We start from the raw sequence: 23900 nt of genomic DNA, 5'->3' as shown, positions 1-23900 counted from the left end.
ATTTTTTCCCCTAACTTATCTCCTGAGTTACCTGACATATGATCGATTCTTTCGTCAATTATTTAGAGTTTGAGAAAAAAGCCAGCCCACATACGGTAGATGCGTATCGTCGGGATCTGATGCAATTCCAAGAGTTTGTGGCTATTTCTTTTGAAATAAATGAAATTTCTGAAGCCCAACATCCAGAGCTTCGCGCATGGGTAATTGATCTGGTAGATAGTGGGTTAAGTACTACCTCAGTCAATCGTAAAATCGCTACGCTGAGGTCATATTACAAGTTTTTACTGAGATCTAGGATCATTTCAAAGGATCCAACGTATAAGTTAAAAGGTCTTAAAAACCCGAAGAAACTTCCCGAATTTGTACAAGAAGAGGCCATAAAATCCGTTCTAAATGAAAGCGTCTACGAACTGACATTCCAAGGGCAGCGTGACAAAATGGTAATGGAGTTTCTTTACCTCACTGGAGTCAGACTTTCAGAACTAATTGGATTAAAATGGTCAGATATTAATCTGATAGAGGATTCGGTGAAGGTGCTTGGTAAGAGAAAAAAAGAAAGAATAATACCTATTACAAAAGGATTAAAACAGAATATTTTGCTGTACAAAAAAGTATTTGAAGAAAGGTTTTCAAAAGTAGGTCAAAGTGACTATTTTATTGTCAGCAATCAACAAAAGCAAAGTTACCCTATGATGATTTTTCGTATCGTCAGGCACTATCTAGATCTTTTTGCGCAGACATCGAAGCGCAGCCCACATGTGCTGAGACATACTTTTGCTACTCATCTTCTCAATAAAGGCGCTGACCTGAACGCTGTAAAAGACTTGCTAGGTCATGCAAATCTCGCGGCCACTCAGGTGTACACGCATAATTCCATGGAAAAACTCAAGGCTGTGTTCGAACAGGCACATCCGAAAGCATAAATAAATAATTTGTTCACCACTAAATGCAAATCAATATGAAACTGCAGATGCACTCCATCCATTTTGACGCCGATCGCAAATTGATCGACTTTATTCAGAGAAAAGCGGACAAACTGGATACTTACTATGATCAAATTATAGACGGAGAAGTTTTTTTGAGGCTTGACAAAAATGACAACAACGCCAATAAAATTGTAGAAATTAAAATGAATGTTCCTGGCAAGCAATTCTTCGCAAAGAATCAAGCTGATTCATTCGAAGCAGCCTCCGATGATGCTATCGAAGGTCTAAGACGCCAGATTAAAAAATACAAAGAAAAAGTTGTGTTGGCTAAGCAGTAATAACCTAGCATAGCTAAATTTGCGGCATCTCTCAGTAATGGGAGATGCTTTTTTTGTTCTAATTTCATATTAATGCAAAGTTCTTTAAGCTACAGTATCTATTTCTGGATTACATCACTTTTGCTTGTGATCGCCAAAGTTGTTTTTACACTTCGTCCAGAGATTGATCTTTTCACAGAAGAAGCACAATACTGGCTTTGGTCTCAGAATATGGCCTGGCATTATTATTCTAAACCACCCCTGGTAGCTGCTCTTAATTATATCAGCACTGGCATATTGGGTAATACTGAACTTGGTGTTCGGATAAATGCGATTTTATGTGGTGTCGGAATATCTTGGGTGACGTTTCTTTTTGGAAGACACCTTTATTCTCCTAAAGTTGGATTTTGGTCTGCAATGATTTTGCAAGCAATGCCTATGTGGTGGCTTGCTTCTACCTTTCATATGACGGATTCCTCGCTCACTTTCTTTTGGGCTTTGAGTATTTACTTGGCGTACAGAGGAGTTGAGGATGGGCAAAAGTCTTGGTGGATTTATGCCGGTTTAGCTACTGCATTTGGCTTAATGGCTAAAATGGTAATGGTATTGATTTTCCCATTCCTGCTTACCTATCTGCTCTATACTAGAATCTGGAAAGCTTATAGCAAACATTATATGATTTTTATTTTGATCAGTTTGCTCGGGTTTATTCCTGCGTTAATCTGGAACTGGCAGAATGATTTCGACACATTTAAGCACTTGGCTGCGCTGAGCGGAGGCGGGGGGAAGTCGGAAGCTTTTGATGCCGGACAAGCAGTTGCCCGATTCTTTGAATATTTGGGAGGACAGCTGGTGATGATTTCCATATTTTTGCTTCCTGTTTTTGTAGCTGCTTTTAGAAGTGCTATGAGGATTACAGATAAGATAAAGCTCTATTTAATTTTACCAGCGTTTTTGTCGTGGGCTGGTTTTGCATTTTTGAGTCTTTTGACTTCGATTGAAGTGAATTGGCCTGTATTTGCTTATAGTAGTTTGGCGATTCTGATGGCCGCCTGGTTAGGCGAGCAAAGTTTTATCTGGCAGAAGACCCGAAACTGGGGAGTGGGTCTAAGTATCGGTTTGCCATTGTTTTTTCTACTTCCTGATTTTACTTATATGAAAAGTATTACAGCGATCAAAAAAGCAGAGAAGTCAGCCTTCAGGAGAATGTCAGGTTATCAGCCCTTATCAGATCGCTTGGTTATGCTTCAGGATAGTTTGCGACTGGAAGATGCTTTTGTATTTTCGGAGACTTATCATATGGCTTCAGAGCTGTCCTTTTACCTTCCAGAACATCCTCAAACCTACATGTTGAATATGGGTGCACGAAAAAATCAATTTGATCTTTGGCCAGGATTGGAGCAATTTTTAGGCAAAGATGAGGTGGGGATTTTCGTAAGCTGGAATCACAGTTCGCTGGGTGAATTTGCCGAATTTCAGGAATTGATGTATGAAGAAGAGTGGCCGATTACATTCAGAGATGAGCCACATCGAATTGCCAAAATCCAGATTTGGAGGAAATTGCAAAAATTCAACCCTTATCAGTCTGAAACCTATTAAGGTATATTTTTGCAAATACCTACTACTCTAGTCTATCCAGCCAATAATATTTCTGCCCTTTTTCCTCTAATATCTGTATGAAATTGGCATTCCCTGCATTTTTTAATAAATCTGGAATCGCACGGGAAGCCCAGTTTAGAGATACTATCCGCTTTTGAAAAATTGATATGTCAATAGAATCCAGGTACTTGTCCTCTATGATCAGTCGGTCATAATTAATGATTTCTTTTTTAAACTCATCAGGTGACAAGTCGATCATCTGGAAGTCCGTGCCAAGTCCAATTCTTATTTTGCTACTGGTATGCAGATTGCCGATGAAGCCTATTTTAACTGTCGGATCAATATTCTCTTTAGCTGCAAAGGCTTTGACTTGTTGACCTTGATCCGGCAATGAAATCTGGTATGTCCCTGTAGAGATCAAAAAGAAAAGTAGCAAGAATCCATAGGCAATAGCTTTAGGAAGTTTTATGTCCTTCACAGTGAGTCTTCCTAGGTAAAGTAAAATAAGAAGAGCTAACCCCAGTTGAATCCAAATAAGGAAAGACGCGCCTAAGTTGATATTCAGCCAAAGGCTAAAGAGAAAAACGATTGAGCTCAGGATAAGAAAAAACCAGCTGGTGATTTTTAATCCAGTTCTTTTGCTTTCAAATTCTGCTCTTACTAGAATCCATGCTAGCAAAATTGCCAATACAGAAGCGACAGGTAGCAAGTAACGCTCATAAAATTTGCTGGTCATTGCACCCATTCCTAGAATTGCCAAGCCCCAAAGGATAGCAAACCAAAAAAACGCAGGGTCTTCTTTTCTGGCAGTTGTGATCGACTTTTTAGCTTTTGCAAAGCCAAAAAGGACCCAAGGGAGAAAGATCAAAATAAGAATACCTAGCGCAAGAAAACCATTTTGAATAATGAGCAAATAACGTGAAGCCACTCGTGTCCCGACTTGGTCTTCCAAAAAGCTATCCAAGTATGTTGGACCATGAATTTTCCACATTGCCAAAAACCAAAACAAGGCAATAAAGACGCTGACTAGAATGGAAGGGAAATGGAAAAGCGTCATGAACGAGATTTTCTTCCAAGGGTTAAAAAGTAAATAAATCAACCCAATTCCCCCCAAAGCGGCAGCGGGGAGCCCTTTTACTTCAAAAGCCAGAGCCAAACTAATGTAAAGAATCCATAGATATTTCTTTGGGGAAGCGTCGCCAAAGCGGATCAACCCTGCAAATCCTACTGCACTTGCGGTCATGGTCAGTACAAGTAATACATCTGGAATGGACCGTGTCGCACTGAATATCAAGACAGGATTTGAGGCCATTATCAAGGCAGAAAGTCCGGCTATTCGTCTGTCTACAAATAGAACTTTTGCTGTCCAGTAGGTAAATCCAATAGTCATTGCCCCGGCGATCAAGAAGAAAAATCTGGAAGCAAAAGGATTCACCCCAAATAGCTTAAATCCGGCTAGGACTGTCCAGTACGTCCCAATAGGTTTTTTGAATCTGAGCTCACCACTGCCTAGGTAAGTAGTCAAATAGTCACCGTTTTGGAGCATTTTGACAGCAGCATCAGTGTAGTACATCTCATCTGGATAATGCATGTGAAAACTCAATGCAAAGGGACCAACCAAAACTGCAAATGCAATCATGACTACCCATGGGCTGATTTGATAATTTTTGGAGGTGGCTAAAGACATGCTGCAAAGATAACCTGATTGAACTTTTACCACACAAAATTTTCGTTGGCTTCCGAAAGCCATCTTAGATTTTTGTCCTAGGAAGTATTTTACCGTATTTTTGATAAAATTTTATAGCATGTCCAAGCCACTTATTTCTGTAGTAATCACTATTTACAATGAAGAGGAGAACATCAAACCTCTTTTGGAAGCTACTTATTCCGCATTGGAAACAATTGATTATGAAGTGATTTTGATTGAGGATGGATCTACTGACGCCACTGTAGCAGAAGTAAAAAAATATGCAAATAGCCAAACCAAGCTGATTATTTTCAATAGGAATTATGGACAGACTACCGCGTTGGCAGCTGGAATAGACATGGCAACTGGGGTATATATTGCAACCATGGACGGCGATCTGCAAAATGACCCTACCGATATTCCTGTAATGCTACAAAAAGCAATCGATGAGGAATGGGATGTGGTAGCTGGGCGGAGAGCCGACAGAAAAGACGGCTTTGTTCTCCGCAAAGTACCGAGTAAGGTTGCCAATTGGGTGATACGCAATACCACCAAAGTGTATTTGAACGATTATGGCTGTACGCTTAGAGTTTACAAAGCCCAAATCGCTCAGGGCATGGGACTTTATGGAGAATTGCATCGTTTTATCCCTGTTTTGGCGAAACAGCAAGGTGCCAAAATGACTGAAGTCGACGTGAAGCATCATCCTAGAATCCACGGTGAGTCTAAGTATGGACTGAGCCGTACCTTCAAAGTGATGTCGGATTTGATATTGATGCTGTTTTTTCAAAAGTACTTTCAGCGCCCGATTCACTTGTTTGGTGGAATCGGTCTGATAGCGTTTATGGTCGGCATAGTGATCAATTTCTATTTGTTAATCCTGAAACTTCTGGGGGAGGATATCTGGGGGAGACCACTTATGATTCTTGGATTTATTTTGGTTTTGGGTGGTATTCAATTCGTCACCACAGGGATTATTGCGGAGATCATTGTCCGAACCTATTTTGAATCACAGAATAAAAAAACCTATACCATCAAAACTGTTTATCAGGGCATCCAAGAGCCTTTGGTGGAGTTGCAAACTCTTCCAAAGGATAAGATGGATTCCAACTAGCAATTGAATTTTGGCGAATAAAGAGAGTTCTCTTAAAAAGAAATTAACAACTGCCTTAAAACTGGTTTTAACTGGGCTGGCACTCTTTCTGGTTTTTCGAAAGATAGACACGGATCAGCTCTGGCAAATCACCAAGACCATTCAATGGATTTGGCTCATTCCTGCGGTTTTGATTTTTGTGCTGAGTAAATTGTTTACTGCTTTTCGCCTCAATCTTTATTTCAAGAACATCAGTTTATATATTTCCGAAAAGATCAATATTAAGCTATACCTGATCGGAATGTTTTACAATCTCTTTCTTCCGGGGGGTATTGGAGGTGATGGCTATAAAGTGTATTTGCTAAACAAGCATTACCGTACTCCTGTCAAATCGCTTGTACAAGCTTCTCTTTTAGATCGTTTAGGTGGTTTGGTGGCAATTGTATTTTTGTTGTTTGTATTGATTCCTTTAGTGGATATAAGCTTGCCTTTTGCTTCGCAAATTCCTTGGGATCTCTTGGTAATACTCGCAGCCTTGCTGGTGTTTCCAATCTTTTGGCTGATTCAAAAACTGATGTTCAAAGCATTTCTGCCATCTTTTTGGAAAGCGAACGGCTGGTCTATGGCTGGTCAACTAGCGCAGTTGGTATGTGCTTGGTTTATCCTGAAAAGTCTTGGCGTGACTGAACATTTTCTTGCCTATCAACTGGTTTTCTTGCTTTCCTCTATCGTCGCAGTGCTGCCATTGACTATCGGCGGAGTAGGAGCTAGAGAATTAGTTTTCGTCTATGCACATACGTATGCTGGGATAGATGAAGCTATTGCAGTAGCTTTCAGCTTAATATTTTTCTTGATTAGCGCAGCAGTTTCTTTGATTGGGTCGAGTGTGACAATTGATTTCTATGAAAAATAGGTAATCAGCTGCTTTTCAATTAAATAATAAAAATTTATCCTTGCAAATTTAAAATTTGATTTTAAATTTGCAAGGATGATTGCACGAGATTTGTTTTTGAAACTGCAAGAATTGATGCCTGATTTTCCGGCTATAGCGATTCTGGGTCCACGGCAAGTAGGTAAAACTACCTTGGCGCAAGAGCTCGTGGAAACCATCGATCCTCAGTCTATTTACCTCGATCTTGAAAGTCCCTCAGACCGTAGCAAGCTTGCTGAGCCAGAGCAGTATTTTGACCTGCATGAAGGTCGTTTGATTATTTTGGATGAGATCCAGCGCATGCCTGACCTCTTTCCGCTTTTGCGTGGCGTGATAGATCGAAGGAGAAAGAAAGGTTTTAGATCTGGCCAATTTCTGATTTTAGGTTCCGCTTCTTTGGACCTGATCCGGCAATCCTCCGAATCACTGGCAGGAAGAATTGCCTATGAAGAACTCCCCGGATTCAATGTGATGGAAGTGGATTCGATAGAAGGACATGTAGAAAAACTATGGCTGCGTGGAGGTTTTCCAGACAGTTTTCTTGCGAGTTCTGATCGATCAAGCATGACTTGGCGTGGTAATTTCATCACTACCTATCTGGAAAGAGATATCCCGCAGATTGCGCAGTTTGTGCCTGCCAACCGTCTGCGTCGACTCTGGACTATGCTCGCCCATCAGCAAGGACAAGTGATCAATCTATCCAAACTTGGAGCAAGTCTAGATTTGACTTCTCCGACTGTGAAAAGTTATGTGGAAATACTTGAAGATCTTCTGCTGATTCGTTCTGTCAGACCTTGGCTAGTCAATGTGGGCAAGCGACTGGTGAAGTCTCCCAAAATCTACATCCGGGATTCTGGAATTACACATGCTTTATTGAACTTAACCAAACTGGATGACCTGCTGGGACATCCTGTGGTAGGCGGAAGTTGGGAAGGATTTATCATCGAAAATATTATTTCAATTTTGCCTAAAGGTGCTGATTATGGCTTTTATAGGACAACTGGCGGAGCAGAGCTTGATTTAGTTTTGAGTCTGAACGGAGAAGTCTGGGCGATAGAAATCAAGCGGACGTTGAGCCCGAAGCTGTCTAAAGGCTTTCTGAATGCGGTGGAAGATATTTCGGCTGATCATCGCTATTTTATCTATGCTGGCAAGGATGAATTTCCGTTGGGAGAAAATACGCACGCTATAGGTTTAGCAGGATTTATGAGAATAATGAAGGAAGGCTTTTGACTCCTTCCTTTTCCTGTTTTCCAAGTGGGAGTGTTATTTTTCTAAAATGGCGTCACGAGGGAAATAAAATTGCCCCTGTCCTTTGATTACCTGCCAATTGATTTGGTCTGTTTTCGGAGTATAAACTATGCGAATTTCAAAGATTTCTTCAGAATAAGCACTTTTGATCGCTCCCGTGAAGATGTTGTCTCTTTCTTTTTTCAGAAAAATGGATACTTGCTCAGCACAGTCTATTCTGCCTCCGTTGTAGTACAGTCCGCAATGCTTTCCAATAAAATCGTAAGATGCCAACTTGCCGTCTTTTGGATTGGGTTTGGAAATAGTGACATCGAAAGTTCTATCTTCTGGGCTGTCCACCCATTTCCATGATCCTGAGATATTTTGAGCATAAACTACTGACGTAAAAATGAATTGCATTAACAGCAGAACGATGATTTTGACAAGAGTTGAATTCATTTGTACATAAAGTCTATAAATGTTTATCCTGAAAAGCTACAGAAAATAGAGTATAATACTCTTGTAGAACTTCCCTTTGAATACACTTGGAATTGAATTTTCCGAACTAATTCTGATTTCCTTACCTTTGCCAAAACCCGCAAAATCCATGACCCGAGCCGAGCTTTTCTCCCAAATCCAGAAAAAATCATCCTTTTTGTGTGTTGGTCTTGATGCAGATATCAATAAAATTCCTGCTCACCTGAAAAGTGAATCAGATCCGATCTACAGTTTTTGCAAAGAAATTATAGAAGAAACTGCGGATTATGCAGTGGCTTATAAGCCAAACATTGCCTTTTTTGAGGCTTTGGGGCCAACCGGTTGGGAGACGCTTCAGAGAGTTATAGAACTTATCCCAAAGGAGATTTTCACAATTGCAGATGCAAAGCGAGGGGATATTGGGAATACATCTAAGCTTTATGCCAAAGCATTTTTTGAGAAAATGGACTTCGATTCTGTGACGGTTGCGCCATATATGGGAGCGGACAGCGTAACGCCGTTTTTAGAGTTTGAGGATAAATGGGTAATACTTTTGGCATTGACTTCCAATGTAGGCTCAATGGATTTCCAGCTTATCAAAGACGAAAATGGCAAGCCTCTTTATCAGACGGTTCTGGAGAAAAGCCAAGAATGGGGTACTCCTGAAAACCTGATGTACGTGGTGGGTGCAACTCGTGGAGATCTGATCGGAGAGGTAAGGAAAGTGGTGCCGGATAATTTCTTCTTGGTTCCTGGAGTCGGTGCCCAAGGCGGAAGCTTAGGCGATGTTGCTAAATTTGGCATGAACTCAAGCTGTGGGTTATTGGTGAATTCTAGCCGTGGGATTATTTACGCCTCTGAAGAAAAAGACTTTGCAAAAGTGGCAAGGCAGGAAGCGAAGAAGCTACAAGAGGAAATGGCTAGTTTGCTTGACAGGTATCTCTGATATTCGAGAATGATAGGTCATGAAAAAGAAGTCAGATAATACTGGCTTTTTATTTTATTAGTTTTTGGTTAAATTCCCATGACTTTTAAACTATACTTTTATGACTTTCAAAGAAGACTTTTTACAGTTAGTCTGGAAATACCAGTATTTCGAAAAGGCTAAACTTCATACCACGAGTGGTGATGAATTGAAAATAATCCAGGTAGGATTTCATAATCAAAGTGAGGGGCCAGACTTCCGGGATTCGGTGGTGGTCATTGATAGAGTAATACTTCATGGACATGTGGAGGTGCACAGACTGGCAAGCGAGTGGAAGCAGCATGCACATGGTGGAAATCCAGCATATAATTCTGTGGTACTTCATGTAGTTTGGGAAGATGATCAGGAAGTTCTTCGCAATGATGGTACTCCCATGCCAACCATGGAGCTAAAAGGACTGATTTTTTTGGATATCTGGAGGAACTATGAGCGGATGCTGGATTATAAGTCTGATTTACCCTGTGCTCATGGCTTAAAGGAGGCACCTGATATTGTGAGGTTTTCTACTTTGGAAAAAGCTTTGGTAGAACGGCTCCAGGAAAAGTCCACCTTGATTTTAGAAATTCTCAAGTCCACAACTGATGATTGGGAAGAAACTGCTTATCGTTGGCTATTCACCTGCTTTGGATTCAAAATAAATAGTCAGGCCATGGGGGAATTGGCTGCTATAGTTCCGTATAAAATCCTTCAAAAGCATAGGGATCAATTACCTGTTTTGGAAGCTATCCTTTTAGGACAGGCGGGGTTGTTGCCAGTAGAATCTGAAGAACCATATGTGCAGCATTTGATTCGGGAATATGATTTTTACCGAAAGAAATACAGTTGGGTTTCCCAGATGAAGCGACAGCACTGGACCTTTATGGGCGTTCGGCCAAGTAATTTTCCAACTTTAAGGATTGCCCAGTTAGCTGCGATTTTATCCAACGCACCAAATTTACTCCAATCAGTGATGCAAGATTCCCATGATTTTGCAAGTTTTAAAAAAATACTGAAAGTGAAGCCTAGTGATTATTGGCAGTATCATTACAGTTTCGGTAAGCCTTCCGAAAGGCAGGCAAGTTCAGGTATTTCTAATGCGGTATTGGAGCTTTTGGTGATTAATTATGTGGTCCCTCTTTGGTTTGCATATGGACGTTATTTTGAAGAGCCAGACTGGCAGGAACGCTGCTTTGATCTAATACAGGAGATTTCAGCGGAAAATAACCATATCATTAGACGATTTAAGTCATATGGCTGGCCGGCAGGAAATGGGTTTGATTCTCAGGGAATGATTGGGCTTTTTAAGAACTATTGCCAACCTAAGAAATGCCTCCAGTGTAAAATTGCCCAATCGCTCATCAAATCAGAATCCAAATGATTTTTGGGTAAGCCAGTGAATTCCTGTATTTTTGCAGCCTGAATTGCAGAAAACTATGGAAAAACCAGTTATAATTTTTGGGGCAAAAGGCATCGCTCATTCCGCACTTGAGATATTCAATAGTAACAATGTGGTTGTTTTTGGATTTTTGGATGAGGATGAGAAAATTCACGGGACAGAAATCAATACGGTTTCAGTACTTGGAAATCCTGAAGATGATGGCTTCTTAAAGCTAATCGGTCAGAAGACTGAGGCATTTGTGGCGGAAGAGAATCCGAAATACCGTAAATTCTTGGTAGAGTTATTAAATGATCGCCGTAAGGTGCAGCCTGTGAATGCGATCCATCAGCGTTCTTACATTTCTACAGATGCCATCATTGGCCATGGTAATTTTATCAATGCCAATGTGAATATCGGTGCAGGAGCTGAGATAGGAAGTCATTGTATTATCAATTCCGCTGCTGTAGTCGAGCATAAGGCTAAGCTGGGAGACTTTGTTCAAATCGGTGCTGGGTCGGTAATCAATTCTGAAGTAACCATCGAAGAAGGGGCTTTCATTGGCTCGGGAGCTACAATCGTTGCTGGAGTTACTATTGGCAAAAATGCCCGAGTAGGTGCTGGATCTGTGGTGATCACTACTGTCGGCTCCAATGAAACTGTCTTTGGGAATCCTGCAGCAAAAGTTAAATAAGAAACTATTAATTTGAGATTTCAAATTTCAAATCCAAAATTCTAAACACCCTGCCGCAACAGGGCAACAGTTATGGAAAACAACAATTATCAAATCCTCCTTTATTACTGCTACGCCAAGATTGAGAATCCTGAGGAATATCGTGAGCAGCATCATTTATTTTGTATCGAGAATAACATTCGAGGGCGTATCATTATCTCTGACGAAGGTCTGAATGGTACCGTTTCAGGTTTGGTGGAAGACTGTGAAAAATACATGGATTATATCCATGCAGATTCGCGATTTGCCAAGACCGAGTTTAAAATAGATACTCATGATAAGCATGCGTTTACCAAAATCCATGTGCGCTACAAGCCTGAAATTGTCCACAGTGCACTGAGACATCTTGATCCTAATGTGAATACAGGTAAGCATCTAGATCCAGAGGAATTCAAGAAATTGAAGGACCAGGAAGACGTAGTAATTTTAGATGTTCGTTCCAATTATGAACATGAACTAGGGCGATTCAAAAATGCATTAACGCTGGATATTGATAACTTCCGGGATTTTCCTGAGAAAGTCAAAGAGCTTGAGCACCTGAAAAACAAGAAAGTCTTGACTTATTGCACCGGAGGAATCAAATGTGAAAAAGCTTCTGCATTCCTATTGGAGCAGGGATTTGAAGATGTATACCAACTTCATGGAGGTATCATTAAATACGGGATGGAAGCTGGAGGTGAAGATTTCGAAGGGAAATGTTATGTCTTTGACAATAGAATAGCTGTGGAAGTAAATACCGTAAACCCGAAGGTTGTTTCTACCTGCCATGTCTGTGGTACTCCCTCAGATCGCATGGTAAACTGTGCCAACCAGACATGTAATGCACATGTGCCAATGTGTGAAGAATGCGGTTGGGAAATGGAGGGTTCATGCTCCACTGAATGCAAGGAAATTCCTGGAAAACGAATATATGATGGAACTGGCTATTACCAGAAAAACACCAACGGTTACAACCCCTACAAAGGCTTGAATCGTAAAGCCAAAGAAAAATCAAATGCTTAACTTGTAACGTGAGCAGACAAATTCCAGAATCCGAATTGATATTAAATGCTGATGGAAGCATTTATCATTTGCATTTGAAGCCAGAGAACCTGGCTTCTCTTGTTTTTACTGTGGGTGACCCAGATCGTGTTCCTCTGGTGTCAAGATACTTTGATCAAGTTGATTTTAAAGGCAGTAAGCGAGAATTTGTAACTCATACCGGAAGAATCAAAGGCAAGCGACTCACCGTGATGAGCACAGGTATGGGGACTGATAATGTGGAGATATTGATGACGGAACTGGACTCCTTAGTCAATGTGGATCTGAAAACACATACAGTCAAACCAACTGAAAATAACCTAGATATTATTCGATTAGGAACATCTGGTAGTATGCAGCCTGATTTGCCAGTTGGCAGTCTTTTAGCCTCAGAGATTGCGGTGGGTGTTGATACTTTGATGCAGTTCTACCCCCAACTAGAGGGGAGCCAAGATTGGTCACAGCTAGTAAAGGACACACTTGGGCTTACTTTTTTGCCCTATCAGGCATCCGCTTCAACAGAGCTATTGCAAAAATTGCCATCAGATTTTCATCGTGGGGTCACGCTCACTGCTCCTGGTTTTTATGCTCCCCAGGGTAGAGAAATAAGGCTAAAGCCAAAGATGGATAATATGATTGAGCGGTTGGCAGAGTTGAAGCTGGGATCACTGAAAATGACCAATTTCGAAATGGAAACAGCGGGTTATTATGCCATGGGACAATTATTGAATCACCGAATGCTAAGTCTTAATGCAATTGTGGCTAATCGTCCAAGTGGAGAGTTTGATAAAGAAGCTGAAAAAACCGTTGATCATATGATTCGCATAGCCCTAGAAGTTTATTGTTAAAAACGTCACCCTTTATGCTCGGTGTTGAATAGTGTAAATAGGCTTTTTTATTGTGTTAATTTCCTGATCATTCTAATTCACAGAATCAATATTTCTAATCCATTAGCTCTTCAGGAATAGCAAAAACAGCAATTCCAGGATCTTCGTCTGTAGTTAGTCCGTAGATTTCATTGGTCTCGTCATTAATTACAATTTGGATAATTGATCTATCCAAAGTCAAATTCCAAAGCGGCTTCCCATTATGATCAAAAACCCAAATCTGCTCAGCCATGATTCCTGTCTCGTTGTAATCCAACTGACCATGACCAGCGTATAGTGCGAATATATAGTCTTCCGTAAAAGCAATATCACGGTAACGATAGGTTACATTTCTGTCGAAAACCATTGCTCCTCCAAACTTACTTTCAGAATATTGGAATTCAGGAAGAGTTGAGTCGGGACCCGTTATGGAAATAAACTCCTTCGTTTTATAATTGAAGATTTCCAGTAAATCTGTGCGGAGACAAGCTCTGACATAGAGACCTCTTTTTGGGTCACCTTTAAACCAGCCAGTCATTAAAAGTGAAATTTGCAATTTGGTCAGGTCAGGCCTTTCTTCTAGGATTTCAAATTCACCATAATTAGCGACTAAGTTTCCCTTGGAATCAAACTCCTGGATTTTGTATTCGCTTTCTCTGGGAACACCCAAATAATTTCCATTTGGTCCAAATTCTAAAAACCAAAGATCCATCATAGGTTCTGGAAATTTCCAATCTTCAGTTGCCAATAAAGAACTCTCCTGAATTGAGAATTTCGCCAATTTCCTCCTATTCATATTGTAAATCCAAAATGAATCTGCATCTGGGGAATATAGGACTTCTGCATCGGTAATTTCAAATGGCCCTTGTCCATGTTTTCCTTTTGGTTTGTCATATGTCCAATTTGAAGAATTAATCAAATGCATTCTAGGAAATTCTTCCGGAACCCGCCAAGCTTCAGAGATCAAAAGTTTGCCTTGGGCAAGTCCAATACTGGATGGATTTATCACTTCCTCAAAAAAGTGCTTTTCTGAGGTTATTGAGATCTCTTTGAAATCTTCCTTTGTAATTGTTCTATATTTTCCCTGCTCACTGTCATTTTCACAAGAAACCAATGCAAAAAGTAAAAGGACTAGAATAAACCTGTTCATATCTAAAAATCAAGGAATTTATAATATGGGTTAAACTACAAGTTTAAAGACTAAGATCAAAATTGACTAATTACAAAAATGCCGACTGAATTATTTCAGTCGGCATAGTACTTCTACAGCCTCGTAAATCGTAATTCAAAACTCATATTTCAGACTTCTACCACGTTCTTCCGCCTCTTGGTGGTCCGCCTCTCCAAGGCTGATCTGATTGCTCTGGCTGTTTGAAATTGCCCAAAATATACGTGAAGGTGAGCAAGCCATAGCGTGTCAAGACATTGGTATAAACATCGGACACAGACACATCTGAGATGGTTCGTGTGATGCTATTATTCTGATTGAGCAAATCGAAAATAACCACTTTCATCTCGGCTTTATTATTTTTTGCAAATCTGTACCCTGCCTCGATATTCCAAAGCCATACTGACTGATCAAATCCTTCTGAAAGTCCACGATACAAGCTATTGTTGATTGTATTTCCCACAAACAGCTTTCCGCCATTGGGAGAATAATACAAGCGAAGATTTGATTCTTGGATGTAATAATTGTTGTCCAAGCTCTCTTGTAAACTGGAGTTAACTATCGTGTACGTCCCCGTAGTACTAATAGTAAAGTCAAAATCCTTACTGATATTAGAAGTAAAGGTTATTCCTTGGCCTATATCTAAATTGTCATTGATGTTTTTCTCACCGTTGATTATCCCGGGAGTTCTGTTAAATCCAAGTCTTGTATTTAAGTTGATGTTGGTTTTAATCCCTTTGATTGGTGCGCCATAAGTAAAGAAAAGCCGGCTATTAAAGTTGCCATCCAAATTGACTGGTTGGGAAATTTGTCCTCCTGGTCTCAGTAAAATCTCATTGTTGATCAGTGTATCCTGTGAAGCAATGTATGTACTGCTGCCTATGTAATTGCTGGTGGTAGAAAGATTAACAAACATGAATAAGCTACGGTTTTTCTCCATATTGAATTTACCGATGTTGGCAAAAATGCTATTCTGAAAGCTCTGAGCCAACGTAGGATTACCCACGCTTAGACTAAGCGGATTTTGATTATTTACCACATTTTGCAACTGATTGACCGAAGGTTCGTCTGTGCCTGTTCTATACCTTAACCGGAAGTTCATGCCCGTTTCTCTATTTCTATAGCTGACATTAGCACTCGGTAGAATATTATTGAAATCACGAACAAATACGCCTTCAGTTGGGAAGAAGGCTTCATTGTCCATTTTAGCATATTGGTAGTCAAGGTTGAAGTTCAAATTCCAGCCTTCACTATTATAGGCATAGCCTGTTCTAATTCTCTGGGTGATAAATTTGTTATTGAACTCGTTACTCAAAGCAGTATCTAAAACGGCAATATTTTCATTGTTGAGCACCCTGGTCTTTTGATCTGAATCAGTTTTGTTATTGCTGACTTGGTATCCAATAGTAGCAATTGATTTTTCGCTTAGAGGTTCCGTTAAAGTTGCATTTACTCTATAGTTGAATCCGTTGGAGAGCAGGTAGGTATCTTGCAACGTCGTGTCTAATTGATTTCTATTATAGTCTACACTTGCTCCCAACAGCTCGGAATCTTGGTCTCTGTTATTCCATGAAGTACTTATATCTGTAGAAAATGTCCTTCCTATCTTGTCAAACTTATATCGGTATGTCAGGTTGTTGCCAATGTTATAAGAATTGTTCTTAGCATTGGTGATGGAGCGAAGTGCGGAAAGTGAATCTGTATCGTTTGCCAAAGTCAAGGCATCTCTATCACTAAATGTATTACCGCTCTGAAAAGAAATGTTCGGGGTAATAATTAATGAGTTTTTTTCATTCAGATCAGCTTCGATTCGAGCATTTGCTCTGTGATTGGAATTTTCCACCGAATTGATAAGGTTTTCTTGATAATTCTGTGTGGTGCTTTCATTAATCACAGTTTGGCGATTGGTAATTTGCCTTAAGGTATTCTGAGTATTATTAAAGAAATAACTTCCAGTAAAATTGACCTTAGAACCCCATTTGTCGCTGTAGTTTAACCCCATTGCGTTGGTAGTAATAGTACCAATATCATTTCCACCATAGAAATTACTATTTCCTCTGCCAAAGCCGCCCCGACCTCTACCACCACCTCCACCTGATGCGTTTGCATTGACTCCAGCAAGATCATCACTGGAGAAATTCTGCTGATTGATATTATTGAATAATCCTAGGATAGAAACTCGTCTATCACCGTTAAAAAGGTTTAAACTTCCTCCAGCATTGTACCTATCATCTGTTCCATAGCCTGTGTAGGCTCTACCGAACTGGCCATTTTTTCTATCCTCTCTCAAAATGATATTGATAGTCTTCGTGTAGGTGCCGTCATCAAAACCAGTCAATCGACTTTGATCAGACCGCTGATCCAATACTTCTACTCTATCAATTGCGTCAGCTGGAAGATTTCTCAAAGCGATATTTGGGTCAGAACCGAAAAATTCCCGCCCATCTACCAAGATTTTTTGTACTGCCTCGCCCTGTGCCTGAACTTCGCCATTTTGAATAGTTATTCCAGGCAGTTTTCTAACGAGGTCTTCAGCCATTCCATTTTCTTTGGTTTTAAATGCATTGGCATTGAATGAGGTAGTATCTCCCCTCATTTCGCCTAACTGATTTTGACCTTCTACCACTACCTCTCCAAGTACCTGTGCATCTTCTTCAAGTGTCAATACTCCCAAATCAACTGGCTCTCTTTCTGTATGGACTTTTGAGATCGTTACGTAACCTACAAACTTGATTTCGATTTTTACAGAAGGAATTCTTGGTCTCGCGATTTCAAATTGTCCCTTATCATCAGTTACTGTTCCAACCAAAAGTGAATCGGTCACTGTTTTGATCAGCACGTTTGCTCCAGCCATTGGAGTTTTGGTACTTCCGTCCATGACGGTTCCAGTGAATTTTCTTTCTGGACTGCCCTGCTCTGTAGGTCGCTGTCCATATGCTGAACTTCCCATTAAAAGGCTAAAAATCAGAACAATAACTGAGTAGTTTTTTTTCATAATTATGCAAATTTCTACTTCTTTGACCGCATAGTAATACCAAAGGTTTACTCAGGATCTGGGGAAAAATAAGAATGGATAATGAGGAGGATAAATGGTATAAAAACCATTTAAAAATCATAAGAATTAAATTTTCCCCATTAGGTCTGAATAGGAAATCCCAAAGTGACTGTTATCATATATAACCTCCCCGTTTTTTATTAACAAAACCTGAGGCGATTCGTGAGGTATTTGGAATTCCCTTGCTACTAATTCTGATAATTCGCAATATGCGATAAGGTCCAAAAAATAGGGAGTTATTTTCTCAAAATCAGTATCATTCCACTTTCTTAATAGCCGATCTAATGACATACTACTGATCGAGCATCGAGTACTATGCTTGAAAATCAATACAGGTTTCTGTTCGCTTAATGCTTTGATTTCCTTTAATTGGCCAGTTTCTGTGAGTTTATTCCAATTCATTTTCTTGATTTTATATTTTTGGGGCAATAGTTGTAGAAGGTAGATCTCCCAATGAAAACCAAACTTCATTTATGAAATTACAGTTCAATAGGCGATTTATAAACTTTCCGATTGCTATCGTATTAGTAGTCCTTATTTCATTTTCCTGCAAAAGTATAAATCCTAGTATCAATCCGGGGCCGTCCACTCCTCCGCCCAGTGCGACTGCTAGGGTCAATATGCCTCTAAAAATCCCCAAAGAAACGTTAAGCAAACTTCTGGATAGTCAGGTCCCTGCAGTTTTACTTCAGGAAAAAGGATTGGATATGGGAAGCGGAATAACGGGTGATCTGCAATTGAAGAGAAATGGCAAAATTTCTTGGACTGCGCTGGATAGCCAACGAATTCAGCTGACTGTTCCTATTAATGTTGTGGGGGAAGTCGGCTTAAAATCTAAAGGATTAGGAAGTTTATTTCAATCCAGATTACCCTTAAACGAAGACTTTTCGCCTGTTTTTGTGATAGATCCAGTGATCAATTCTAATTGGGGTATTGGAGCTGAGAGTTTCGAACTGGTAGAGTTAGGAGGAAATTTAGCTGTTGATGTATTGGGAATGCAAGTGGATCTGAGTGGTTTACTAAGCAAGGAATTAAGAAAATGGGGAAATGAAAATCTAACTGGAGGAAAAGAAGTAGCAAGTTTAAAAACCTTGGTTGACCTTGCCTGGGCTCAGGTTGGCAAGCCTATTTCCATTGAGTGGATAGGGGGAAATACTGCTTTTTCTATACAGCCTCAACAGGTAAAACTCACAGAATATTTCGATACGGACCAGAATTATAATCTCTGGCTGGGAATGGACGGTAAAGTAAATTCTCATCCTGCAGATGCTGCTCCCTCACGTGCGTTCCCACTTCCAGGGCTCAGTCCGAATAAAAATCCCGCAAATGAATTAGAAATCCTTATTCCTCTGACAGTAAGCTTTACTACGCTAGACGAGCTATTAAAACAGAATTTGGAGGGGAAAGCATTGCGTGTGGATAAGAAAACTACCATGATTCCATCCAATATTAAGACCCAAGCTTTTGGAGATTTATTGGCAATTAACATGGATTTCACTGCGGAGCAGACCAACGGAAAGACGTTGAGCGGAACACTATTTGTAGTTGCCAAACCAGCGTATAATGCTACCACCCAAAGCTTAATTTTTGAGGATATTAATTTCAAAATGGAGAGTGGAAGCTTGGGAGCACAGACAGGTGTTAGCCTGAAAAAGCGTAAGATAATCCGCAGTATTGAGAGCAAAGCTGTTTTTCCAATTGGAGAAATGCTGAATGAAAGCTTAGACAATATCACAGATCGCCTGGGTTTAAGCACCCCGATCATGAATTTAAAAATCGCTGATCTTACGATCGAACCTTCTGGTTTTTACCCAATGGCCAAGGAATTAGTGATTCATATGGAAGCCAGTGGTGAAGTCGATGTAGAATGGAAATAAAAAAGCCGCCAAATTTGACGGCTTTCAAGTTTATTTAGGATGAAATTTACTTCATCCTTTTCATCATATTCAAAGCGTCCAATTTGATTTCATCTTGATGAAATGATTTGGAAATTTTATCAATTTTTGATTTGAAGGTTTTTTCCATTTTCATCGCAGTAGCTGATCTCAAAGCAAACTTTACCACGGAAGGATCACTATCTTCCAATGACTTGCTTAGAATAGATTCAGCGGCTTTTTCGCCTCTCTTTTGCGCACCAAAAGCCGCGGCAATTCTTACTGGAGCGCTGCCTTTTTCAGCAGCCATTTGCAGAATATCATTTACTGCTTCATCATCGATATATCCGACTAGATAAGCCGCTTTTATGGATAGGTTCTCATCAGATCCCTGTACCAGTTCTGAGAGAAATGGTAGAGCTTCTTTTCCAAATTTCTTAGCTCCTGCAGGATAGTCCAACTCATCTTGTCTGAGAAAAGCAAGGAGTTCTTGCGCATCAAAATCCCGCGCTGTTGAATTACTGTTTGACTTTGCCATGTTTTTTCAGTTTTATAGTGGAACAGTTAGACTAGAATTACGCATTTTTGTTGATTCACTAGATATGAGGTTTGGTGGGGGATTCGTGATATTGAACGTCCCATTACCTGTCATCAGACGATTATTGTCATTCACATGATGAATGCCCAATACATGTCCAAACTCATGTCCCAAAGTCCATCGACTGGCTGAGCGTACCACCACACAACCAGGCCTTCCTGATGGATGAGCGGCACATCCATTGTATCCTGGCACAGTACTTCTAACGTAGTAAACCACAACATCATTTGTTCCTACAAAATTCCTGTTGCCAAAAAGACTTACCTGCTCAGAAGAGACAGACCCCATGGTACAACCCCCTACATCCACATCCTTGAGAGTTGGTAGATTAAGATTTTCGGTAGAGGCACAGTCTACTCTCACCCCAGCCACAGCATACACTTCTTGCATCGCAGCAAACTGCTCATTGATGGTGAAAGATGTAGGAGTTTCTAAGATTTTAACATGCACTCGTACACGCTCTTTCAATACCCTCACTCCTGCAGTAGGAGACCAATAGATGCTCCCACGCTGGAAATGAGAAATCCGTGCTGCACCACCAAAAACGACCAACTCATCTGAAGTAGGGTATCCTAAGGCACTTTTTTCCCAACCTAAAGAGGCCCAATGGGATCGAATGGCTCCATGAACTTCATGAGCTCCAGTACTCGGTGACCAATAAATACTTCCTCCTTGGAAGTGGTTATAACGACCTACGCCATCGGGGCAAGTATTTTCATTTGTCAGTGGATAGCGTAGAAAACTTCGTTCCCATCCTAAACTGGAATATTTTCCTCTGATAGCTCCATGCACCTCCCAAGCACCTGAAGAAGGGCTCCAATAAATGCTTCCCCCTTGAAAGTGATTGTACCGACCTATACCATCAGGACATGTTGATTCATCTGTGAGTGGATAGCCAAGAAAGCTTCTTTCCCAACCCAAGGATTGCCACCGAGCACGAATAAGGCCATGAACCTCATGGGCGCCGATAGAGGGATGGTAATAGATCGAACCGTTTACAAAATGCTGATACTGACCTACACCATCTGGACAAGTTCTGATCGGTGTAGTATGAGTACCAAGCCAGCCACTTGCTCCTCCCAAAGCCCAGTATTTTTGGGTGATGGGATGGGCATGAAAAACCTGTAGATTTTTAAGCAGCTCCACGTTTAGCTCTTTTTTTAGAGCCAATTTTGGGTCAATTGTGAGTTTTGCCATCGTATTAAAAGTTTTTTAATGAATATAAAAATACTCCTCAAATTTATATTTAACTCGCTGTAAAAAAGGGTCTTAAGGTTTTTACTTTGGCAAAATTTAATAATTGATAAAATTAATCTGGCAGGAACTATTAGCGAAGAAGTTGGGCATAACTCTTTATGCCTTTTGCCTCGGCAATTTTCACTAATTTCAGAAAAAGTATAGCCGTAAGGTGTGCATCTCCCGCTGCAGTATGACGATCATCGAGTGGGATCTTAAAACGCTCACACAAGGCATCCAAGCTGTAGTTTTTCACCTGCATATGGCTTAGGTTAGTTTGTGGGCCATGGTCTAGACGAATAGCAAAATTCATGGTGTCAATTATTGGGTTATTAAATTGAGTCAAACCATAATCCTTCGTAGTCTGCTGAAGCATGGCGAGGTCAAAACCGAGGTGGTGCCCAACCAGAATAGCATTAGAAATGTATTCCAGCACCTGTTTTATAAATAGCGTTTTAGGAAGCTGATTCTGTCTCTCTACGAGACCATGGATTAAAGGCGATTGTTTAAGGCTTTGGTCGGCTTCAGGGTACCATTCTACTGCGGAACTGACTAATATTCTTTCATTGGAAATCTTCACAGCACCAAAGGACACTATTGAATCCTTTTTCGTATCAAGTCCGGTGGTTTCTGTATCAAGCACCACAAAATTCAGTTGATTTAAAGCACGAATAGGAGGGATTTGCAATTCATTTTTTGCAAGGTATTCTTTAACAAAATCAGGAAGCATTCTTTTTGATTTTGAAAATGGCCACCAATTCATCGTCCAAATTGGTGTAGCTGAAAACGTACCTTCACAATATCCTGAAGCTCATCGATAGGCACAAAGGTATTTTTCAGCAATTGTCTCTGAAGTTTCCCGAGGGATTCAGGGTTGATAAATCTTCCATCATTCCCATTTTTCATCCCTTCTATCGCTCTCATTCTAATGAGTATCTCAAATGCTTTTGCCGCTTGACTAAATAGTTCCTTGTAATTAGGTTCCAATTCTGCCAAGTGTTCAAACCGCCTAAACGTATTATTGACGCCAATTACCGCATGGCTTAATATAAGCAGCCTTGCCAAATCAACGAGGGGCCGGATTGCTCTGGCTTTGATGTCGAATTGATCTCTATGCTCCCCGGATTTTTCTACTAAAAAATTCCTGAAAAACCCCAGTGGAGGAGGTGTGGCTAAGGTATTTTGTGCCAGAAAATTGAGAAAAAAAGGCTTTTTCTTAAGAGAATCATAGATAAACAAACTCAACTCTTCCGATAGGCTTTTGCTTCCGCCGATTGCTCTAAAATCAAAAAAGATCGAGGCAGAAATCAAAGCTTCTGGAGTAGGAGTCAAAATCCATTTGATAAAATAATTTTCCCATTGAGCTACTGGCTGAACCCATTTGGGATTGCTGGCCATGATCTCTCCCGGACATGGCGCAAATCCACAGGCTATAAGTATCTCTACCACTGTAGTTCCCAATTTCAGAAAATATTCAGCCGCTTTTGCCTTTAGTTCCTCGGCCACATTTTCATACACCAAAGCATTGTCCTGATCCGTTTGAAGCAATTGTTCTTCACGCCCCTCACTTCCTAAAGTCAAAAAACAATAGCGTACGGTCTGCATGTCCGGGTATGGTCCGACCAGCGATTTTTCAGCGATTTTAATTGCCTGCTGAATAATCACATCGTTGATTTCGGTCATGATGGAAGCCACAAAATCCATGGCAACCTCATTTTCCAGGTAATACGCCAGCATCTTACTTGCACGGTCTCTGATGGACTTAATTTCTTTTATGTCCTGAGTATTCAGCAATCCATGTATGAGCACGGCAGGGCTATTCCCCATGGAAACCAGTACATCATGATCTGAGATTATTCCACAGACCTTCGATTGATCTGAGCCATCCTCTGTGAGAATCAGGTGATGAAGCCGATTTTTGATCATCGTGAGATAAAGATCCGAAAAGCCCGTATCCTTCTTCCGGGTGATCACCGGCGAAGTCATCACTTCAACAACAGATGTGGAAAGCGAAAGTGCTTTTGCCAGTATTTTGGACCGCAGGTCTTTATCAGTGATTATGCCGATGGGTCTGAAGTTCTCCTTTACGATTACGATACTACTGACATCAGCTTCCACCATTAACTGAGCGGCTTCATGGACAGTGGTGGAAGAGTCGCAGGTGAGAACTTTATCAGACATTTTCACCTCGGACTGATCCGAGAAAATAAGCAGAGAATTATCTCTTGATTCATTTTTTAGTATTCCCCGGGCTTTCTGGCCTTGGGATAAATCCTGCCTGACGACTACCTGTCCAGAGGCAAATCCCGCTGCAAAGTAAAGTGCTACCCGATTATTGGTGGCAAGTATTTCTTCAAAAACCTGAACAGGAATAGCATAAATCAGACTACTTTGACTGATTCGGGCATTTAGAACATAAGCCCTTTTGCCCAATAGAGCCAATACGCCAAATACATCTCCTTCATCTAAGTATTCTTTTATTTCCTCCCCGGACTGCTTGCTTTCTGTAAGATGGATTGCTCCTTCTTTTAAGATAAAAAAATAAGACTGGGGAGCATCGCCTTGCTTGAAAAGAGTTTCCCCTTTTTCAAAAAATTGGATTTCTACAGCGCTTGAAATTTTCTCTAATTCCTCCTTGGATAAAAACGAAAAGGGCGGGAATCTCTTTAAAAATTCTGCTACTCTATTGACTATTACATTGGCCATTTAGCGAAAAGGTTGTCTGATGATCTTGGAGTAACAAGTTGATTT

21 protein-coding genes are annotated in these 23900 nt (G+C 40.5%); 12 read left to right on the top strand and 9 right to left on the bottom strand.

Translation table 11 applies throughout. The features are described 5' to 3' along the window. Positions 1 to 38 precede the first annotated feature (38 nt). From SYJ56_RS01870 to SYJ56_RS01860, 3 genes are all read left to right on the top strand, one after another. Entirely contained in the window at positions 39 to 923 is an 885-nt protein-coding gene (locus SYJ56_RS01870; RefSeq protein ID WP_323831849.1) for a tyrosine-type recombinase/integrase, read from the top strand. Between the two features lie 35 nt (positions 924 to 958). Continuing rightward, entirely contained in the window at positions 959 to 1264 is a 306-nt protein-coding gene (gene hpf / locus SYJ56_RS01865) for a ribosome hibernation-promoting factor, HPF/YfiA family (RefSeq protein ID WP_323831847.1), read from the top strand. A 72-nt stretch (positions 1265 to 1336) separates the two neighbouring features. Beyond that, positions 1337 to 2842: an ArnT family glycosyltransferase gene (locus SYJ56_RS01860; protein ID WP_323831845.1), complete on the top strand. Its 1506-nt coding sequence runs from the start codon at positions 1337 to 1339 to the stop codon at positions 2840 to 2842. Between the two features lie 22 nt (positions 2843 to 2864). Here SYJ56_RS01860 and SYJ56_RS01855 read toward each other — a convergent pair whose 3' ends face one another. Then, positions 2865 to 4529 (bottom strand): ArnT family glycosyltransferase, encoded by a 1665-nt coding sequence (locus tag SYJ56_RS01855; RefSeq protein WP_323831843.1) that lies wholly within the window; start codon positions 4527 to 4529, stop codon positions 2865 to 2867. A gap of 118 nt (positions 4530 to 4647) precedes the next feature. Here SYJ56_RS01855 and SYJ56_RS01850 point away from each other — a divergent pair, with 118 nt between their 5' ends. The 3 genes from SYJ56_RS01850 (at position 4648) to SYJ56_RS01840 (ending at position 7786) form a co-directional block, all read left to right on the top strand. Further along, on the top strand, positions 4648 to 5643 hold the full coding sequence (locus SYJ56_RS01850) for a glycosyltransferase family 2 protein (protein ID WP_323831841.1): 996 nt from the start codon (positions 4648 to 4650) through the stop codon (positions 5641 to 5643). Positions 5644 to 5653: 10 nt separating this feature from the next. Then, on the top strand, positions 5654 to 6535 hold the full coding sequence (locus SYJ56_RS01845) for a lysylphosphatidylglycerol synthase transmembrane domain-containing protein (protein WP_323831839.1): 882 nt from the start codon (positions 5654 to 5656) through the stop codon (positions 6533 to 6535). A gap of 75 nt (positions 6536 to 6610) precedes the next feature. After that, the gene (locus tag SYJ56_RS01840) at positions 6611 to 7786 is read left to right on the top strand and encodes an ATP-binding protein (protein WP_323831837.1); all 1176 of its coding nucleotides are present in this window, start codon (positions 6611 to 6613) and stop codon (positions 7784 to 7786) included. Between the two features lie 33 nt (positions 7787 to 7819). On the opposite strand, the gene SYJ56_RS01835 is transcribed toward SYJ56_RS01840, so the two are convergent. Beyond that, positions 7820 to 8242: a hypothetical protein gene (locus tag SYJ56_RS01835; protein ID WP_323831836.1), complete on the bottom strand. Its 423-nt coding sequence runs from the start codon at positions 8240 to 8242 to the stop codon at positions 7820 to 7822. A 148-nt stretch (positions 8243 to 8390) separates the two neighbouring features. Here SYJ56_RS01835 and pyrF point away from each other — a divergent pair, with 148 nt between their 5' ends. The 5 genes from pyrF (at position 8391) to SYJ56_RS01810 (ending at position 13200) form a co-directional block, all read left to right on the top strand. Further along, a complete protein-coding gene (pyrF, locus tag SYJ56_RS01830) occupies positions 8391 to 9206 on the top strand; it encodes an orotidine-5'-phosphate decarboxylase (protein WP_323831834.1) in 816 nt (271 codons plus the stop codon). A gap of 100 nt (positions 9207 to 9306) precedes the next feature. Beyond that, on the top strand, positions 9307 to 10602 hold the full coding sequence (locus tag SYJ56_RS01825) for a DUF2851 family protein (protein ID WP_323831832.1): 1296 nt from the start codon (positions 9307 to 9309) through the stop codon (positions 10600 to 10602). A 55-nt stretch (positions 10603 to 10657) separates the two neighbouring features. Next, positions 10658 to 11293 (top strand): acetyltransferase, encoded by a 636-nt coding sequence (locus tag SYJ56_RS01820; protein WP_323831830.1) that lies wholly within the window; start codon positions 10658 to 10660, stop codon positions 11291 to 11293. Between the two features lie 72 nt (positions 11294 to 11365). Continuing rightward, positions 11366 to 12334 carry an oxygen-dependent tRNA uridine(34) hydroxylase TrhO gene (gene trhO, locus SYJ56_RS01815; RefSeq protein ID WP_323831828.1) on the top strand — a complete coding sequence of 323 codons (969 nt, stop codon included), beginning with the start codon at positions 11366 to 11368 and terminating at the stop codon, positions 12332 to 12334. A gap of 8 nt (positions 12335 to 12342) precedes the next feature. Further along, positions 12343 to 13200, top strand: a complete 858-nt coding sequence (locus tag SYJ56_RS01810) for a nucleoside phosphorylase (RefSeq protein WP_323831827.1) — start codon at positions 12343 to 12345, stop codon at positions 13198 to 13200. A gap of 94 nt (positions 13201 to 13294) precedes the next feature. Here SYJ56_RS01810 and SYJ56_RS01805 read toward each other — a convergent pair whose 3' ends face one another. The 3 genes from SYJ56_RS01805 to ytxJ all read right to left on the bottom strand — a co-directional run bounded on the left by SYJ56_RS01805 (position 13295) and on the right by ytxJ (position 17843). Then, complete coding sequence (locus tag SYJ56_RS01805; RefSeq protein ID WP_323831826.1) at positions 13295 to 14368, bottom strand: BF3164 family lipoprotein; 1074 nt, start codon at positions 14366 to 14368, stop codon at positions 13295 to 13297. Positions 14369 to 14525: 157 nt separating this feature from the next. Beyond that, a complete protein-coding gene (locus tag SYJ56_RS01800; protein WP_323831825.1) occupies positions 14526 to 17381 on the bottom strand; it encodes a TonB-dependent receptor in 2856 nt (951 codons plus the stop codon). A gap of 126 nt (positions 17382 to 17507) precedes the next feature. Next, positions 17508 to 17843: a bacillithiol system redox-active protein YtxJ gene (gene ytxJ / locus SYJ56_RS01795; RefSeq protein ID WP_323831824.1), complete on the bottom strand. Its 336-nt coding sequence runs from the start codon at positions 17841 to 17843 to the stop codon at positions 17508 to 17510. 71 nt (positions 17844 to 17914) lie between these two features. On the opposite strand from ytxJ, the gene SYJ56_RS01790 reads away from it, so the two are divergent. Next, entirely contained in the window at positions 17915 to 19318 is a 1404-nt protein-coding gene (locus SYJ56_RS01790; protein WP_323831823.1) for a DUF4403 family protein, read from the top strand. Between the two features lie 46 nt (positions 19319 to 19364). Here the strand turns inward: SYJ56_RS01790 and SYJ56_RS01785 are convergent, their stop codons facing one another. The 4 genes from SYJ56_RS01785 to SYJ56_RS01770 all read right to left on the bottom strand — a co-directional run bounded on the left by SYJ56_RS01785 (position 19365) and on the right by SYJ56_RS01770 (position 23855). Beyond that, positions 19365 to 19853, bottom strand: coding sequence for a HEAT repeat domain-containing protein (locus tag SYJ56_RS01785; RefSeq protein ID WP_323831822.1), 489 nt, complete (start codon positions 19851 to 19853; stop codon positions 19365 to 19367). A 12-nt stretch (positions 19854 to 19865) separates the two neighbouring features. Beyond that, positions 19866 to 21110, bottom strand: coding sequence for an LGFP repeat-containing protein (locus SYJ56_RS01780; RefSeq protein WP_323831821.1), 1245 nt, complete (start codon positions 21108 to 21110; stop codon positions 19866 to 19868). Positions 21111 to 21240: 130 nt separating this feature from the next. Further along, complete coding sequence (locus tag SYJ56_RS01775) at positions 21241 to 21879, bottom strand: 3'-5' exonuclease (RefSeq protein WP_323831820.1); 639 nt, start codon at positions 21877 to 21879, stop codon at positions 21241 to 21243. Positions 21880 to 21908: 29 nt separating this feature from the next. Then, positions 21909 to 23855, bottom strand: coding sequence for a DUF294 nucleotidyltransferase-like domain-containing protein (locus tag SYJ56_RS01770; protein WP_323831819.1), 1947 nt, complete (start codon positions 23853 to 23855; stop codon positions 21909 to 21911). Positions 23856 to 23900 lie beyond the last annotated feature (45 nt).

The sequence above is a fragment of the Algoriphagus aurantiacus genome, from assembly GCF_035156405.1.
Classification (GTDB): domain Bacteria; phylum Bacteroidota; class Bacteroidia; order Cytophagales; family Cyclobacteriaceae; genus Algoriphagus; species Algoriphagus aurantiacus.
Note: the sequence above shows the minus strand (reverse complement) of the source record. Positions and strands in the feature narration are given on the sequence as shown.